Source organism: Megasphaera sp. ASD88 (assembly GCF_002287425.1).
Classification (GTDB): domain Bacteria; phylum Bacillota; class Negativicutes; order Veillonellales; family Megasphaeraceae; genus Megasphaera; species Megasphaera stantonii.
Window position 1 is genome coordinate 1 of sequence record NZ_NQXW01000002.1, and the last position, 16,525, is coordinate 16,525.

The window sequence follows — 16,525 nt, forward strand, 5'->3', positions numbered from 1 at the left end:
CGTTCCAGAAGCCTATGTGCAAGCTGTTTTTGCAGAACTAAATCGCCGTCCCCGAAAATGTTTAGGATACAAAACGCCATACGAAGTACATTACTCTAAAAAGTTGCACTTAGCTTGACAATTCGCCGTATAATATTTTGATAGCCTTGAACTGGCAAAAAACTGACAATATATCTAATGATGCCGCATGACTTCAATCCCCACCCTCACACGGAGGGTGACCAACAGCAAAGAGCTAGGAGGTAATAATGAAAGCATTTCAATCCACACCCTCACACGGAGGGTGACGCAGACGCAACCGTCGGCGTAGGCCGGTCTATGCATATTTCAATCCACACCCTCACACGGAGGGTGACTCACTAGGGATGACATGTACGACCGCTACCAGCGCATTTCAATCCACACCCTCACACGGAGGGTGACTGTTCCGTTTCGGTTGCTTTGGCAGCACTGGAAGATTTCAATCCACACCCTCACACGGAGGGTGACCTATTCAATTAACGCGTTTTATTTTTGCTACATCTATTTCAATCCACACCCTCACACGGAGGGTGACGTAAATTTTTTTCCCTTGACAACCGATTGACGCTATTTCAATCCACACCCTCACACGGAGGGTGACTTGGTTATCAAGTTGAGGATTTGAGTGCTAAAAAATTTCAATCCACACCCTCACACGGAGGGTGACTCCACGGAGTATACGGTTCCCATGGTTTCCGCTACATTTCAATCCACACCCTCACACGGAGGGTGACGTCTAAGCGACATGGCTTTGTTAAATCCTTTGTAATTTCAATCCACACCCTCACACGGAGGGTGACCTAGGCAACAATTGACCAAAACGATGCGCCCACGATTATTTCAATCCACACCCTCACACGGAGGGTGACCGTATGATGCTAGCGGCGTTTATATCCACCCGCAGATTTCAATCCACACCCTCACACGGAGGGTGACCTTGATAGGTACAAATCAAATGGCCGTCCCGGACGATTTCAATCCACACCCTCACACGGAGGGTGACTATACTAGGCTGCTTGATGTATCGTATGGTATACATTTCAATCCACACCCTCACACGGAGGGTGACGTCAGTGCATCGGCAATGTTTCCTGTTTGTATTTTATTTCAATCCACACCCTCACACGGAGGGTGACGCCGCAATCTGCTAGACTTTTCGCAAATGTACGTCATTTCAATCCACACCCTCACACGGAGGGTGACCTTAAACTATTTTGATACAAAAGCAGAACGGGACATTTCAATCCACACCCTCACACGGAGGGTGACTAAGTGTCCGCGAATTGAATAGGCACTATATATCTATTTCAATCCACACCCTCACACGGAGGGTGACTTTGGACGATGGCAAAATCAAAACGGACACGCCGAATTTCAATCCACACCCTCACACGGAGGGTGACTCTTGCCGTCAGGAGCAAGCCACTAGGATAGGAAATTTCAATCCACACCCTCACACGGAGGGTGACTCCAAAATGGGTTATGCGATGGCTTTTATGCTCAATTTCAATCCACACCCTCACACGGAGGGTGACATCGGCTGACGAGAACCATCAGATTCTTTAGGTCATTTCAATCCACACCCTCACACGGAGGGTGACAAGTGCTGTACTATTGCATGAAAAAGCTGTTTGATATTTCAATCCACACCCTCACACGGAGGGTGACTTGTACAGCAGCGTGGCCAACAAATCACGTTGCAAATTTCAATCCACACCCTCACACGGAGGGTGACCTCGGCATGGTTTAAATCCGTTCCAAAGCTGTCATATTTCAATCCACACCCTCACACGGAGGGTGACGTGCCGTTCTTAAACTTCCAAACCGCCGGAGTCTTATTTCAATCCACACCCTCACACGGAGGGTGACTATCCGACATCGTAACCCGCGTTGGACCGCTGGGGATTTCAATCCACACCCTCACACGGAGGGTGACTCCTCGCCCTGTCCCAAAGCCTGCCTATGTCGGCAATTTCAATCCACACCCTCACACGGAGGGTGACCGATATAAGGAGGTGCCTCAATGGCTACTGATGCCATTTCAATCCACACCCTCACACGGAGGGTGACCAGTGTAGGCAGCGTACTACTGCCGCCGCTGAATATTTCAATCCACACCCTCACACGGAGGGTGACTAGGCCAGATTCAGATGGTTATTGAAAATGTACAATTTCAATCCACACCCTCACACGGAGGGTGACACACGGAACCAACTATAAAGCTTCTCCAATACGGATTTCAATCCACACCCTCACACGGAGGGTGACCTACAAGATTCGCTACTTCTTGTACGTTCTCTTATATTTCAATCCACACCCTCACACGGAGGGTGACCACGACGACAGCAACACCTTACTGAGCAACCAGCGATTTCAATCCACACCCTCACACGGAGGGTGACATATAGAAGAGTATATAATGGCTCTAGCTGGACTGATTTCAATCCACACCCTCACACGGAGGGTGACGTAAAAACAGTATCTGTGATTCGGTGTCAAGTATTAATTTCAATCCACACCCTCACACGGAGGGTGACTGAATAACAAGGGCGAAATCCAGCTCGAAAAGAAGATTTCAATCCACACCCTCACACGGAGGGTGACTGGATTGGCTAAATCAACCTTCCATGGATCCCCAAATTTCAATCCACACCCTCACACGGAGGGTGACGGCAGTATCAGGAAGGAGAAGCCAAAATACGGCAGATTTCAATCCACACCCTCACACGGAGGGTGACTGGCGGCAACGTATCGGGACAGCGAACGCTGATGATTTCAATCCACACCCTCACACGGAGGGTGACTTGGACAGCTACGTCGCCAGCAGCGGAAACACGCTATTTCAATCCACACCCTCACACGGAGGGTGACGACTAGCACCGCCGCCGATGAAAGACGCTACTAAATTTCAATCCACACCCTCACACGGAGGGTGACCCGGCGAATTTGAACAAGCCGTACTGGCCAAAGGTATTTCAATCCACACCCTCACACGGAGGGTGACCGTCTACGACACTGCCTTGTCAAACCGGACAAACATTTCAATCCACACCCTCACACGGAGGGTGACGATACGTTTATATCGATCTGGCCCCACCACCGCGGATTTCAATCCACACCCTCACACGGAGGGTGACCGATGAGCGAGAAATATATATCGTCGTCGCACATATTTCAATCCACACCCTCACACGGAGGGTGACTATTTCGCATACACGGCATTCTGTGCCGGACAAGATTTCAATCCACACCCTCACACGGAGGGTGACTTCATGGTCGTGGAAATGCCATTTTTCCCGGTGCTATTTCAATCCACACCCTCACACGGAGGGTGACATGCATTTTCGACGATTAAGACGCCTACGCTTATTATTTCAATCCACACCCTCACACGGAGGGTGACTTGTTGGCGTAGCCTTTTTTACCCGACGCCGCGCCATTTCAATCCACACCCTCACACGGAGGGTGACTATGAATTCGAAGCTTTTGACCTAGGAGCCATGGATTTCAATCCACACCCTCACACGGAGGGTGACACTTAGGCAAGCCTTACGTCAACGCCGACGGCATAATTTCAATCCACACCCTCACACGGAGGGTGACTATTAAAATGCGATATAAATGACATATTAATGGTATTTCAATCCACACCCTCACACGGAGGGTGACTTCGTATTGGACTACCGTTTATTCAAGAAATAGGTATTTCAATCCACACCCTCACACGGAGGGTGACGTTAATGTCCCGGAATTGCGCCATCGTCAAATCATTTCAATCCACACCCTCACACGGAGGGTGACAGCTACATTTGGTATCTCTTAATCCAAAACATAGCATATATAGAAGCTGATACAACTTAATCCAACTGATTTGATGAAAATCGCTGTCTATTTTGACAACATATTACTTGTTTGAGTGCGAATCTCCCTGGTATCTATCCGATGCTTGCCATTCGCACGTGTTCATCGTCTAGTACCATTCGTTAATGTAGCATTTTTCTGTCGGGAAGAAGGCTCCCAAGGTTTGCAAGACTTTGTCGCTGCCGGATAGTTTTTCATTGAATGCCAGATTCGCTGGATCCATTGCGCCGAAGACCAGCAGCGCTAAGGTGCCAATAGGCATGACGGCGTCCGGCTTCTCCTGCTCCGTCCGTTCTACGGAGCCGCGTCCCTGCCGAACGGTCAGACGGAACGTGCCGGTATTCCAGTCGGCCAAGGGGTCCTCCGTTTGGATGACAAGGCTGCCTTCAGCCTGTTCCGGATAGGAAATTTGCTCCAGTGCGCCTTTGACGTCGACAATACGGCAGGTCATGAAGGGCATCGTTTCATGGCCCTGCTTGCCGTCGGGATAGAAGCGATAGGATTGGTCGTGAATTCCTTCGTTCCATTGAAATTCCTTGCCTTGAGAGCGGTGATTGTAGACGTATTCTAATAAGCCCCGCTTTCCCTGCAGGGTGGCGTAGACAAATTCACCGCTCGTAATCGTCCCCTCGCCGATTTGATAAAACATATAGGCAATCGGCGTATCGTCATGAAATACGACGGCAATATATCCTTCGGCCAGCTGGGCCTCGATGTGGCTGCGCCACGACGCTTCATTGCGGACGGCGTAGCCCGACAGGTGTTTCGTATACGCCTCGTACACGGAAGCCAAATAGGGCCACTGGTCGGCGCTGTTGACGAAGGCAAAACGGACCGTCCGATCCGTCAGGGGCCGCAACGATTCCAGCGGCATCGTTTCCTTCCACTGATGGCAGTACAATTCATAGCCATAGGGCTGGTAAAATCCCGCCTTGGACGGCATGAGAATATGAATATAATGGCCGCGGCGCTTCATTTCCTTCAGGGCAGCCGTCAGCAGCAGCCGGCCTACGCCGCTTCTCCTGGCAGCCGGATGGGTCGCCAGGCCGACAATATACGACGTCGGTACGTCCCGTCCCCGCAGGCGCAGCGTATACGGGTTTAAATGGGTAAGACAGGCCATTTCGCCGTCCTTAAATCCCATGAGCACGTTTTCCGGCTGATAAAACTTCGAAAAATACCACTGAAAAAAAGGATGTTCCCGCGGCTCGAAGCAATAGGCCCATAAGCTTTCAACCAGATCTCTGTCTTCTTCTTTCGCTAATCGGAAGTCCATTTTCCCGGCTCCTTCAAGGTAACTTCAAATTTTTCAATATACCGCACCGGATTATACGATTCTTTGGACTGGCGCAGTCCCGGCAGGCCCATGTCTTCCTCCCGGTTGATATACGTCGTATGGCTCCAGGCGTGAACGACGAATTCATGGTTAATGGCCTGGTACAGGCCGCGAATCGTCGGGTCGCTCTTTTCGTAGTGAATGATAGCCGTATCGTCGTTCAGCATTTCACCGATAGAAAAGGCTACGATTTTGTTGTACATGCGGATAGCGCCGCCTGTCGGCTGGAGAATGCCCCAGTTGTTGAATACCGTTTCAATGGCCTGGCGTTCGCCCTGGAGTTCTTCGTCGTCTTCAAATCCTTCGTGCTTATCGTACCAATTTTCTTCCGCCGCGAGGCATTCGTCGAAGATTTCTTCCGTAATGGGAACGTATTCCCAGTTGCCGATATACTGATTGCGGAAGTGGTTGAGGTTATTCTTTTTCTGCCGGTATTTTTTGCCGGACAGGTTGATGAGGTTCTGCGTCAAGTAGACGTATTCATAATTGTCCCGGTCCGGCGTGAAGTTATAGCAGTCCGGACAAAGAGCGCGGATGCGTTCCGCCGCCTCCGGCGTGACGCCCTTCATGAGGAAGGGATAGCCGTGCTGGTCGAACCATTCGTGCATGCGCAGGATGCCCTTCGTAAAGCTGCCGTCATGACGGGTAAAGGGAGGCAGCCAGAACTGCTTCTTGCCGCGGCCGGAGCGTATGTACAATACGTTGTCTTCCTCTGCCCACTGGATTTCATACGGGTACTGCCAGGCAAACAGGTTCATAAAGGACGCGTCGGCCTGTTCGTATCTTTGTTGATGAAAATAGTCATCAATAATTTGCTTGTCTTCCAATCGGAATTCTCTGAACGAAATAATAGTAATTCCCCCTATCTATCTCTTATCGCATAGAAACGTATGGATTATCTTTTATATAAAAACGCCAGGGAAATTGTTTTCCCTTGACGGCGTAGTCGATGTTGATCCGCGTCGTGCGCACGACGGCAAACCGCGGCTGCTCCGCAGGACGGGCGATATACAGCTCGGAGCCGCACAAATCCAATCGGTTCTGGGCCAGCGTAATATCCATAGCCCGGCACAGCTTGCCCGGGCCGTTGCTGACTGCCGGCTTTACGGCCTCCATGCAGCGGTTTTCCAACATATGTTCTATACCGGCTACGGGCTCGACGGCTCGTATGAGGACGGCCTGTCCCGAGCCTTCCGGTCCGGTAACGATGTTCACGCAGTGATACATGCCGTAAATGAGATATACGTAAGAAACGCCGCCGGCGCAAAACATGGGCTCGGTCCGCTTCGTCAGCCCGCGGAAGCTGTGAGCCCCGTCGTCGGCCATGCGGCGGTACGAGCCGCCGTAGGCCTCCGTCTCCACGATGCGGCCGATATAGGTCGTCTCCGCCGTGCGGTGAATCAAATATTGGCCCAGAAGCTTCGGCGCTACGACGCTGGCCCGCTCCTGATATTCTTCTTTAGTCCAAATCGTATAGGCCGTCATTTTTTCCTGTATCCTAAGGAATAGGAAATTTCATAGGCATATTGGCTCATGGTAAAGAGCATTTTCTGCCGGATAGAATCGTAAAACCGCATCGTCGGCCCGGCAATAGTCAGCGAGGCGATGACCTGCTCTTCAAAATTGAAGATCGGCACCGACAAGGCAAAGAGGCCGTGCTCGCTTTCATCCTGCGTAATGGCGTAGCCGTTGTGCCGGATAGAGGCAAACTCCTCTTCCGATAAATGGCCGTACTGGACGATCATGCGGTTGCGCTCTTCCTTAGGAGCCCAGGCCAGCAGCACCTTGCCGGCGGCGCCCTTATACAGCGGCAGAGACTCGCCTATGGGAATGACCCGGCGCAGCGAGTGAGTGCTTTCCACATGGTCCAGACAAATGCGGCTGTCCCCTTCGGCGATGTATACGCTGGCCGTTTCGTTAAACATCTGCTGGAGCCGCCGCAAATAGGGCTTAACCAGCGTCATAACGTTTTCCGTCCAGTGGGAAGAATATCCCAGGGCCAGCGCTCTCGGTCCCAGCCGGTACTGCTTCGATATGTCGTCGCGCGTCAGATACTGACGGCGTTCCAGCGTATTGACGATACGAAAAGCCGTGGACGTGTTCAGATTCGTGCGGGCGGCGATATCCTTCAAATTCATCCCCGTATTGCACTCGACAAAGATATCGAGGACGTCTAAACTTTTTTCGAGCGACTTCAATAAGCTATTGTGTCGTTCCATTCCTTCTTCCTTCATTGCGCCTCACCTGTCCCCCTTAGGCTTACGAATTCATTTTCATGCCGATTTCCAACGAATCGGGCGGATCGACGATGACCTTGTCCCCTTCTTTCAGGCCGTCCAAAATGACGACGCGGCCTTCTTCTTCATCGCCGGTCAAAACGGACCGGGCGTCGGCCAGCCCGTTTTCATTGACGATATATACGAAATCGCCGCTGTCCTTGGTCCGCACGGCCGTCTTCGGCACGGTAATCTGCGACACTTCCTGCGGCGTCGATATGCGGATATGATAAAATTCGCCGGGCACAAACAAATTCTTGTCGTTGTTAAATGTTATTTTCGCCGTATACGCCCCTGTCGACGGGTCTTTCTCCGTCGCCAAATAGGTCAGCTCGCCGGCCTGCGATTCGCCCGACGGCGCGATGACCGATACTTGCAGCGTACCGGCCTGCTTAGCGGCCTGCAGGGCCTGCACGTACATCTCCGGCACGGCGAAGGTCGCTACCAGCGGCGTCATCTGCTGAATCGTAGCCAGCACGTTGCCGGCGACAGCTACAGACGGGTTTTCCGCTACGGCCGTAACGCGGCCGTTAATCGGCGAATAGATCGTAGCGTTGCTCAGCATATCGCGGGCAGCCTGAAGATTTTGCTGCAGCTGGGCAATGCGCCCGCTGTCTACGGAAGGAGCGCTGGCCTGAGGAGCCGCCGTCTGCGACATCATCTGATTGTATTCGACGCGGGATAAGGCTCCCATGTCGTACCAGGCTTTCAGTTCCACCCGGCGCTGGCTGTCGCCGGCCGAGGGTGTATAGGCCGGCGCCGCAGCTGCGGCAGACGTCGCCGCAATCAATTCCGATTCGGCCGCGCTGACGCTCTGCTCATACGGGGCCGTATCGATTTGGACGACGATTTCGCCGGACTGTATTTCCTGCCCCTTAGTCAGCGGAGCTGATACGATTTTACCGGAAAGCTTAGGAACGATCGTCGTCATATGAAGGGCCGTAATATTCGCGTCCAGCGTCAGGGCGACGGGATGTTCCGTCTTGGAAACGGTCTCCGTTTCCGTTGAAACGCTGCTGCCGCAGCCCGAAAGCACGGCGGCCGTCATCGCGGCGGCAAGGGCTATGGCGATCCATTTTTTTACATTCACTGCAGGCCATCTCCATTTATATTAAAACATTGTATAATACAGCGTTACCAGCACTACGCCGGGCAGTCCGAGAATGCCGATGATAATGCCGGTCACAATCGTAATAGGCACGGCTTCCAATCCAATCATATATCCGTAAAAGTTAATGAGATATAAGGCGAGCAAGCCTACGGCAATATTGACCACGAGCTTGCGGAACGGAGCCAGAATCAGCTTATTCAGCAAAAATAAGGCTGCGACGCCTATAGCAATCCACATAAGGTCCATCAGTTCCTACCTCACATTTCCTGACGGTTCGCCACGGCGCCGGCCAGGGTCGCCTCGTCGGCGTACTCGATGTCGCCGCCCATGGGCAGGCCTCGGGCAATGCGCGTCACCTTGATCCCCGCCGTCTTCAGGAGGCGGGCCAGGTACAAGGCCGTCGCTTCGCCTTCTACATCAGGGTCCGTGGCGATGATGATTTCCTTGACATCTGTATCGCTCAGGCGCTGCAGCAGCTCCTTGATGCGCAAATCGTCGACGCCGACGCCGTCCAAGGGAGACAGGGCGCCGTGGAGCACGTGATACAGTCCGCGGTAATCGCCGCTGCGCTCGATAGCCATGACGTCCTGCGGCGTTTCGACGACGCATATCGTCGAGCGGTCCCGCGTCTCGTCGCTGCAAATCGGGCAGGGGTCCTGAGAAGCTAAATTAAAGCAGACGGAGCAGAAGCACATGGTTTCCTTCGCGCTGCGGACCGCGTTGATAAAGGCGTCAACCTGCTCCTGCGGCTGCTGGACCATGTAATAGGCCAGCTTGCGGGCCGTCTTGATGCCGATGCCCGGCAGACGGCGAAATTGCTCTGTCAGCCGGTCTAAGGGCGTATCCATCAGAACATCCCCGGCAAGTGCATGCCGCCGGTAATCTTGCTCATTTCCTGAGCCATCATTTCATCGACCTTCTTATTGGCTTCGTTGACAGCTGCTACGATGAGGTCTTCCAACATTTCCGAATCTTCCGGGTCGATAATGCTCGGGTCGATATGAACACTTTCGACGTTCTTTTCGCCGTTCATGACCAAGGTCAGCACGCCGCCGCCGACCGTCGCTTCTACAGTGCGTTTTTTCAAATCGTCTTGAAGCTTCTTCATTTCCTTCTGCATCTTCTGTACTTTCTTCATCATGCCTTGCATATTTCCACCAAACATTTGTAATTCCTCCTGATTTTGAAATTATGGTTTATCTTCTATGTATATATTACAGTCTCCTACCGTTTTGAGCAACGGTTCCAGCAAAGCCCGGTCCGCGGCGGTCATCTCTTCCGGCAGTACCGGCCGCAGGGACGGCGGTTCTGCCGAAACAGGCGGCTGCGGACGGGAAGCCTCGTCGGAAACACTGGCAGCCGCCTCAGGCTGCGCCTCCTCTTTAGGACGAGGCTGTTCTTCTGCAGGACGACTGGTTATACCTGATTCAGCATTTTTTTTTCGTATTCGGCCACGTCGGGCGAGCCTTCCAGGAAGCCCTTCATGTGGTAAGAGCCGCCGAGAACCATTTCCAGCGCCTCGTCGACAAACCGGAAATAATCTTCCCGATTGGCCCGCTTGACGAGGAAGGGCGTCTTATACGCCACGGCGGCCTCGCCGCCGCCGATATAGAGGACACGGCCCGTACGGACGCAGGACTGCACGCCGGGCTTTTTCAGCTTCTTGCCTAAGATATCGCACACCTGCTGCCAGATCCGCTGGTATTCCGCCGACGGCACGACGGAAGACGCACCGGAAGGAGAAGGCGCTGCCGGCTGTGCTGCCGCCGGCGCAGGGGGCTGCGGCCGTTCCTGCCGCCGTTCCGGCTCAATAACAACATCTCTGTCGGCCAGCTTAGGCGGCAAACTCTCCTGTATCGAAGGCGCAGCCGGTTCCTGCGGCGGCGCCGTATATTCGTCGTCGGGAAAGGGCACGGATTCTTCGTCCATGACGCCGGGCATGCCGTCTTCTTCCAGCAAGGGAATATATTCCTTTTTCTTCGCCGGCTCGCCCTTTCCAGGAATAGCGCCGCCGTGAAAGACGGCCTGCTCCAGCTTCAGCAAGCGGTCCAATATCCCGTCGGGGATAACAGCGCTCGGCCCCACTGGCGAAACGGCTCCCGCCGCAGGCATAGGCCGGCTAGCCATGAGCAGCCCCATTTCCACGGCGACCCGCGGCGCCGGCGAATTCTTCGCCGTCAGCATGGCCTGCTGCAGGACGTTCAATACGGCGAAGACCTGCTCCGCCGCCACGCTCCCGGCCTGCTTTGCCAGCTGGGGCAGCGAGTCGGCGTAGGCAGCCAGCGTATCCGTATGGGGATCGGCCTGGTACAGCATGATAGCCCGCAGGTGTTCCACCAGCTCCGTCAGGATGATCTGCGGCTCCTTGCCCATGCGGATCACATCGTCCACTGCTTTGATGACGACGCTTCCCCGCCCCTGAAACACGGCGTCAGACAGGGAAAACAGCCAGTCCCTGCCGATGAGTCCCAGCAAATCCCGAACGAGGCTCTCGTCGATCTGCCCGTCGGCGTTGCCAACGCACTGGTCCAGCATGCTCAAGGCGTCGCGCATGCCGCCGTCGGCCTGGACGGCCAAGATATGGGCGGCTCCCTTCGTCAGGCCGATATGCTCCTGCTCTGCCACGTACATCAGCCGGGCGGCGATGTCGGCGCTGGTAATACGGCGGAATTCATACCGCTGGCACCGCGACAATATCGTCATGGGAATCCGTTCCGGCTCCGTCGTCGCCAAAATGAATATGACGTGGGACGGCGGCTCTTCCAGCGTTTTCAGCAGGGCGTTGAAGGCTTCCGTCGTCAGCATGTGCACTTCGTCGATAATGTATATCTTCTTATGGCCTTCGGCAGGCATAAATTTGATCGTTTCCCGCAGTGTCCGGATGTCCTCGATGCTGCGGTTGGACGCGGCGTCGATTTCCACGACGTCCATCGACTCGCCGCTCAGGATATGGCGGCATATTTCGCATTCGTTGCAGGGATGGGACGTCGGGCCATGGACGCAGTTCATGGCCCGGGCGAAGATTTTAGCCGTACTGGTCTTGCCCGTCCCCCTGGGGCCGGAAAATAAGTAGGCATGCGCCACTTTATCCGTATCGATAGCTTTTTGCAGCGTTTCCGTAATATGGGACTGGCCGACGACGTCTTCAAAGCTTTTGGGCCGCCACTTACGGTATAATGCGATATATGCCATGTCTCGTCCTCTCCAGATATGAAAAAAAGCAGCTAACCGCTGCTTCTACCAACCAAAAAGTATTCGTGTATGATAACCCGCCAGGTTTCCTCGTGGCACATGAAAATGACTACTTATTGCTGCTTCCTCTCGGACCTGACAAGGTTCATAGGTTTCCATTGCACAAGCCCCGGCGGATTACCACGCACCAATACTTTTATTAAGTTAGCTATGTTATTATAGCGTAAAACAGGCCTTTTGGCAAGAGGAAAGGCCTGTTTTACCCTATATAAGCAAGAATAATTCGCAACTTTTTTCGCCGCGTTATGTCAGAAACGCAGTCCCTTTATTCCGCCGTTTTTCCTACGTATTCCACGATGGCATCCAAAATCGCCGGCAGTTCCTTCGACACGCTGCCGATGTGGACGCGTTCCGTCCGTTCGTGCAGATCTTTTCCCCACGGTCCCAGGAGGATGAAGGGAATCTGCATTTCCGCCATGGCCGAGAAGTCGAAGCTGTAGGCCTTGCCCCACAGGAGCAGGTTGTCTTCCAGTATATATTCGTTCAAATCGGGGGCGACGCAGCAGTAGCTGCAGTCCGATATGCCGTTGAAATAGTGCTTGAAGGTAATATCCGTCATCCCGCCGATTTCCCGCAGCAAGCCGTCGAACCGTTCGTCCTGCAGCATGGTGCTGTCCGCCGCCGGATAATAAGGCGGCACGAAGGCGATGACTACGAGGGGCTCCGTCATGCCCGTAAAATTGATAGTTTCTTCGATAAGGCGTATCGTTTCCTGGGCGTAGGTGCTTTCCCCCTTCTGCAGGGCCACAAAGCAGTTGTTCTTGACGGTCTCATAGAATACGTCGAAGCCCGGATAGACCGAGGCCCGCTTGAGCAGCTCCGCCCCGCTGATGACTTCCATAGACTGAGCAGAATCGACGCGGCTCAGCATCTTTTCCACGGCGTGGCGGGCCGCGTTCATCAGCAGGTACATAACATCTTCCGGCGTCTTCTGGTAGGTCATGAAATTAGCGCAGGCTGCAGCCCGCTGAGGCAGCGACACGTCGTAATGCTCCTTGCGGTCGCGGAGGTAAATCCACGCCGGCGGCGGCGTCGATTCTTCGCCCCACGAATCGGCCAGGGACATGTCGCCCTCCGTTTCGGCGATGATCTGGGACATGACGCCGATGGGATTGACGCCTTGCTGGTAATTTCCAATATGGACCGATTTCCCCTGTACGACGACGACGGGCAGGAGCTTGCCTACGGAACCCGTATACGACACGAGCTTGCCGTCGGCCATTTCATTCGGCTCGCTGTTGACCAGTACCCGGTACGTCAAGCCGTAAGACGCGCGCAGCTCCTTCAGGACCGTGACGGCGGCCCGCATCCCCGCCGAATAGGATTCCTCGTCAGGCAGGGAAATGTACAGCAAGCTGGCGTCGCCCGGATGAGCCGCATAGGCTTCAAAGACGGCCAGCTGGGCCGCCGCGCCGCCCTTCATGTCGCAGGAGCCGCGGCCGACGAGCCATTGGCCGCTCTGCAAATCGCAAAGGACCTCTTCGTTCGTCTCGTATTTCAGCAAATCATCCAGCAGCACGTCGGGAGAAAAGGCCTCGTCGCGCAGGATGCCGTACGGGTCTACGCCGACGACGTCGTGATGATTTAAGAAGATCACCGTGTCCTTTTTGCGTCCCTGCACAAAGCCGTACACGACGGAGCGGTCGTGCACGTCGTCGGGAATGTGAATCATGCCGCTCGTCACGTGTTCCATCTCCGACAGGGTTTTCTGCAGGTATCGTTCCATATCCCGTTCCTTGTCCGTATCGGTCTCGCTGTCGATAGCGATCATCTGCCGCAGCAGTTCCATGACTCGTTCGTTTCGTTCCATAATCCCTCGCCCCTTTTTTATGAAAATATCCACTTCTTGCGCGATACGTAGTTCCACACCGTTACAATGGCGCTGGCCATGATTTTGGAAACCATGGGAGGCAGCCCCAGGAGAGACGGCGATGTAAACAGCCACATGAGCAGCAGGTTCCATCCCAGTCCAATGGCGCTGACCAAGAACACCAGGGAAATTTCCGCCCCTTTCTTGTAGCGGCTGCCGCTGTCAAAGACGAAGCGGTTGCATAATATATAATGATATAAAGTAGACAAGGCGAAGGCCGTCGCCGTCGCCGTCAGGACAGCCTGCGTCTGATAGGCAAATACGCTCAGTCCCCTCAGCGTCTGAAACAGCACGTAAAACATAGCCCATTCAAACAAGGCCGCCGAACCGCCGACGAGCAAGTACATGAACAGCTTCACGTACTCGTTGTCGGTATAATCGAATCCAAAAATCTTTTTTTGTCTCATAGTATATCCGCTTACAATCTCCTTTACCGCGGCAAGATGTATGTTGTCCTAATTATACGTCATCTTGGAAAGAAATGCTACAAATTTACAGGCCCGACAGCAAATGGGGATAATTTTTTACTCAGCCCTTTATAGTCTGATAATTTTTTCACAAATTCCCCATTTGTTATAGTAAGGAAGCATAAAATATGGTAAACTATACATTAGTTAGGAATACGAAATAAAACACAGAAAGGAAGCGTCACCGTGGAGTATGTGAACTGCATTAATTTTCTACTTACTGTAGCCCAGCATGAAGTATTTCTCACCTTTTCCGAAAGTTTGTCCAAATACGGCATCACTCCGGGGCAATACGGAGTATTGGCCTGTCTTTGGAAGGATGAAACCTTGTCGCCGAAGGAAATCGCTACGATCCTCCGCGTAGAAAACTCTACGATTTCCGGCGTATTGGACCGGATGCAGAAGCGCGGCCTCATCGACCGCGTCCTCAATCCCAATAACCGCCGCAGCATTACAGTCAAGGCGACAAAGGAAGGCATGGCTTTAAAAGAGCCGGTGATGAAAACGATAGACGAACTGAACGATTTGGTCCTTCGTGATTTTTCGCCGCAGGAACGAGAGGAATTTATCGGCTATATCAAACGCATCATCCACCAGCACGACATGTAACACGTCATATCGAATACCGTTATCTCATGGACGATTCATGGATAGCGGTATTTTTTATTATTAATATTTCGTATTACAAATTATTTTCTATGCAATTTAGTCAAATTTCTTGACCTTCTGTTTTTCCTGTGATATTATGTGACCATAATAATTCTTATTACGAATTATTTCTGCAAAGTATAATTTAATTCATCTACCAAAGGAGTGACTCCATTATGACAAAGTTTTCGTTTGAACAAAAAAACACATGCAAACTCATCCGCAAATTTACTTCTAAGAGCCTGACTCCTGTCAACACAAAAGTAAGCAAAGAAACGGAGTATGAAAAATTCCTCAACGGCATCTTGGCCAACCAAAATGTCGTCATCTAAAAAATCTCCGCAGTAAAAGCTCCCGAACCAGGGACATAACAAATCCGCTTATATTTTAATTTTAAATATATTACCGTTACCAGAAGGAGTGGACGCACTATGAATTTCAATTTGACAGAACAACAGCAGCAAATCGTCGATCAGGTTCGCGAATTTACGGCCCAGCGCTTAGCTCCCGGCGTACTCGAACGGGATGAACAGCAGGTATTCCCCGTAGAAGCCTTTAAGGAATTCGGCGCCATGGGAATGTTCGGCCTCTGCTATCCGAAAGAATTCGGCGGCACAGACGTAGGCTACCTCCCGTATATCTTAGCCGTCGAAGAAGTTTCTAAAGTCGATTCCTCCTTCGGTATCGGTTTTTCCGTCAATACGTCCTTATACGGCGGCAGCGTCATGTATTCCTCCGCTACGGACGAACAGAAAAAACGCTTCCTCTCTCCTATCGCCAGCGGCAAGGCCATCGGCTCCTTCGGCCTCACCGAAGCATCGGCCGGTTCCGACGCGGCAGGACAGAAGACCATTGCCACGAAGGACGGCGATGACTACATCCTCAACGGCACGAAGATTTTCAATACCAACGGCCCCCTGGCTGACTACACCGTCATCTACGCCCTAACCGACCCGTCTGTCGGCACGAAGAGCATGTGCGCCTTCGTCGTCGAAAAGGGCATGGAAGGCTTCCATGTCGGCAAGGTAGAAAATAAGATGGGCATCCGTTCCGCCCAGGTTTCTGAAATGGTCCTCTCCAACGTCCGCGTATCGGCAGACCGCATGATCGCTAAACCAGGCGAAGGTTTTAAACTGGCCATGAAAACCCTCGACGGCGGCCGCATCGGCGTCGGCGCCCAGGCTCTCGGCATCGCCGAAGGAGCCTTCGACATCGCCGTCAAATACCTCCAGGAACGGGAACAGTTCGGCAAGCCCCTGTTCAAGCAGCAGTACCTGGCATTCAAAATGGCCGAGCTCTACGCCGACATCGAAAAGGCCAAGCTCGTCCTCTACAAGGCGGCCTTCCTGAAAGAAGAAGGCAAACCCTTCACGACAGCCGCAGCCGTAGCAAAACTCACCTGCACCGACGTCGCCATGAAGGTCACGACGGAATGCGTACAGATGCTCGGCGGCAACGGCTACATGCACGAATATCATGTAGAACGCATGATGCGCGACGCAAAAATCACCCAAATTTACGAAGGTACAAACGAAATCCAGAAACTGGTCATTTCCGGAGGCTTGTTCCGTCGTAAATAATTGATAATCCATAAACTCTCCATCTAACATTATGACACGCGGCAATCCGGCAGATTCTTCCCTCTGCCGGATTGCCGCATTTTGCATGCTTTTGTAGCGCAGC

At 52.9% G+C, this 16,525-nt stretch carries 14 protein-coding genes, 1 other RNA gene, 1 pseudogene and 1 CRISPR repeat array; of the genes and pseudogenes, 4 read left to right on the forward strand and 12 right to left on the reverse strand.

The features are described 5' to 3' along the window. Positions 1–118 (forward strand): annotated as a pseudogene (locus tag CJ260_RS13080) (IS30 family transposase); the annotation flags it as partial. A 72-nt stretch (positions 119–190) separates the two neighbouring features. Then, positions 191–3,822: a CRISPR direct-repeat array (repeat unit 32 nt; unit sequence ATTTCAATCCACACCCTCACACGGAGGGTGAC). A gap of 169 nt (positions 3,823–3,991) precedes the next feature. Here CJ260_RS13080 and eis read toward each other — a convergent pair. The 12 genes from eis to CJ260_RS01855 all read right to left on the reverse strand — a co-directional run bounded on the left by eis (position 3,992) and on the right by CJ260_RS01855 (position 14,134). Next, positions 3,992–5,158 carry an enhanced intracellular survival protein Eis gene (gene eis / locus CJ260_RS01800; RefSeq protein ID WP_095628952.1) on the reverse strand — a complete coding sequence of 389 codons (1,167 nt, stop codon included), beginning with the start codon at positions 5,156–5,158 and terminating at the stop codon, positions 3,992–3,994. Continuing rightward, positions 5,143–6,045: a DUF2156 domain-containing protein gene (locus CJ260_RS01805; protein WP_255376408.1), complete on the reverse strand. Its 903-nt coding sequence runs from the start codon at positions 6,043–6,045 to the stop codon at positions 5,143–5,145. The genes eis and CJ260_RS01805 overlap by 16 nt, the downstream gene beginning before the upstream one ends. A gap of 46 nt (positions 6,046–6,091) precedes the next feature. Next, entirely contained in the window at positions 6,092–6,703 is a 612-nt protein-coding gene (locus tag CJ260_RS01810; RefSeq protein ID WP_095628953.1) for a DNA-3-methyladenine glycosylase, read from the reverse strand. After that, a complete protein-coding gene (locus tag CJ260_RS01815) occupies positions 6,700–7,437 on the reverse strand; it encodes an IclR family transcriptional regulator (protein ID WP_232818809.1) in 738 nt (245 codons plus the stop codon). The genes CJ260_RS01810 and CJ260_RS01815 overlap by 4 nt, the downstream gene beginning before the upstream one ends. Before the next feature lie 40 nt (positions 7,438–7,477). After that, positions 7,478–8,584, reverse strand: a complete 1,107-nt coding sequence (locus CJ260_RS01820) for an efflux RND transporter periplasmic adaptor subunit (RefSeq protein WP_095628955.1) — start codon at positions 8,582–8,584, stop codon at positions 7,478–7,480. A gap of 21 nt (positions 8,585–8,605) precedes the next feature. Beyond that, a complete protein-coding gene (locus CJ260_RS01825) occupies positions 8,606–8,842 on the reverse strand; it encodes a pro-sigmaK processing inhibitor BofA family protein (protein WP_233127858.1) in 237 nt (78 codons plus the stop codon). 20 nt (positions 8,843–8,862) lie between these two features. Next, complete coding sequence (gene recR, locus CJ260_RS01830; RefSeq protein WP_087477810.1) at positions 8,863–9,453, reverse strand: recombination mediator RecR; 591 nt, start codon at positions 9,451–9,453, stop codon at positions 8,863–8,865. After that, on the reverse strand, positions 9,453–9,770 hold the full coding sequence (locus CJ260_RS01835) for a YbaB/EbfC family nucleoid-associated protein (protein ID WP_087477809.1): 318 nt from the start codon (positions 9,768–9,770) through the stop codon (positions 9,453–9,455). The genes recR and CJ260_RS01835 overlap by 1 nt, the downstream gene beginning before the upstream one ends. Before the next feature lie 251 nt (positions 9,771–10,021). Further along, entirely contained in the window at positions 10,022–11,797 is a 1,776-nt protein-coding gene (dnaX, locus tag CJ260_RS01840; RefSeq protein WP_233127859.1) for a DNA polymerase III subunit gamma/tau, read from the reverse strand. A gap of 40 nt (positions 11,798–11,837) precedes the next feature. Continuing rightward, positions 11,838–12,072: signal recognition particle sRNA large type (gene ffs, locus CJ260_RS01845), an RNA gene on the reverse strand. 50 nt (positions 12,073–12,122) lie between these two features. Next, entirely contained in the window at positions 12,123–13,667 is a 1,545-nt protein-coding gene (locus tag CJ260_RS01850) for a M20/M25/M40 family metallo-hydrolase (RefSeq protein WP_095628957.1), read from the reverse strand. Positions 13,668–13,684: 17 nt separating this feature from the next. Next, positions 13,685–14,134 (reverse strand): GtrA family protein, encoded by a 450-nt coding sequence (locus tag CJ260_RS01855; protein ID WP_087477805.1) that lies wholly within the window; start codon positions 14,132–14,134, stop codon positions 13,685–13,687. A gap of 246 nt (positions 14,135–14,380) precedes the next feature. Between CJ260_RS01855 and CJ260_RS01860 the strand changes: the two genes are divergently transcribed. The 3 genes from CJ260_RS01860 (at position 14,381) to CJ260_RS01865 (ending at position 16,422) form a co-directional block, all read left to right on the forward strand. Continuing rightward, positions 14,381–14,803: a MarR family winged helix-turn-helix transcriptional regulator gene (locus CJ260_RS01860; RefSeq protein WP_087477804.1), complete on the forward strand. Its 423-nt coding sequence runs from the start codon at positions 14,381–14,383 to the stop codon at positions 14,801–14,803. 215 nt (positions 14,804–15,018) lie between these two features. Next, positions 15,019–15,174, forward strand: coding sequence for a hypothetical protein (locus tag CJ260_RS12780; protein WP_158221354.1), 156 nt, complete (start codon positions 15,019–15,021; stop codon positions 15,172–15,174). Between the two features lie 99 nt (positions 15,175–15,273). Continuing rightward, the gene (locus CJ260_RS01865) at positions 15,274–16,422 is read left to right on the forward strand and encodes an acyl-CoA dehydrogenase family protein (RefSeq protein ID WP_095628958.1); all 1,149 of its coding nucleotides are present in this window, start codon (positions 15,274–15,276) and stop codon (positions 16,420–16,422) included. The last annotated feature ends 103 nt before the right edge of the window (positions 16,423–16,525 follow it).

Coding starts and splice junctions, on each gene's coding strand:
- CJ260_RS01855 (WP_087477805.1), bottom strand. CDS start 14,134: ATGAGACAAAAAAAGATTTTTGGATTCGATTATACCGACAACGAGTAC.
- CJ260_RS01865 (WP_095628958.1), top strand. CDS start 15,274: ATGAATTTCAATTTGACAGAACAACAGCAGCAAATCGTCGATCAGGTT.
- CJ260_RS12780 (WP_158221354.1), top strand. CDS start 15,019: ATGACAAAGTTTTCGTTTGAACAAAAAAACACATGCAAACTCATCCGC.
- dnaX (WP_233127859.1), bottom strand. CDS start 11,797: ATGGCATATATCGCATTATACCGTAAGTGGCGGCCCAAAAGCTTTGAA.
- CJ260_RS01825 (WP_233127858.1), bottom strand. CDS start 8,842: ATGTGGATTGCTATAGGCGTCGCAGCCTTATTTTTGCTGAATAAGCTG.
- CJ260_RS01815 (WP_232818809.1), bottom strand. CDS start 7,437: ATGGAACGACACAATAGCTTATTGAAGTCGCTCGAAAAAAGTTTAGAC.
- CJ260_RS01835 (WP_087477809.1), bottom strand. CDS start 9,770: ATGTTTGGTGGAAATATGCAAGGCATGATGAAGAAAGTACAGAAGATG.
- recR (WP_087477810.1), bottom strand. CDS start 9,453: ATGGATACGCCCTTAGACCGGCTGACAGAGCAATTTCGCCGTCTGCCG.
- CJ260_RS01810 (WP_095628953.1), bottom strand. CDS start 6,703: ATGACGGCCTATACGATTTGGACTAAAGAAGAATATCAGGAGCGGGCC.
- eis (WP_095628952.1), bottom strand. CDS start 5,158: ATGGACTTCCGATTAGCGAAAGAAGAAGACAGAGATCTGGTTGAAAGC.
- CJ260_RS01850 (WP_095628957.1), bottom strand. CDS start 13,667: ATGGAACGAAACGAACGAGTCATGGAACTGCTGCGGCAGATGATCGCT.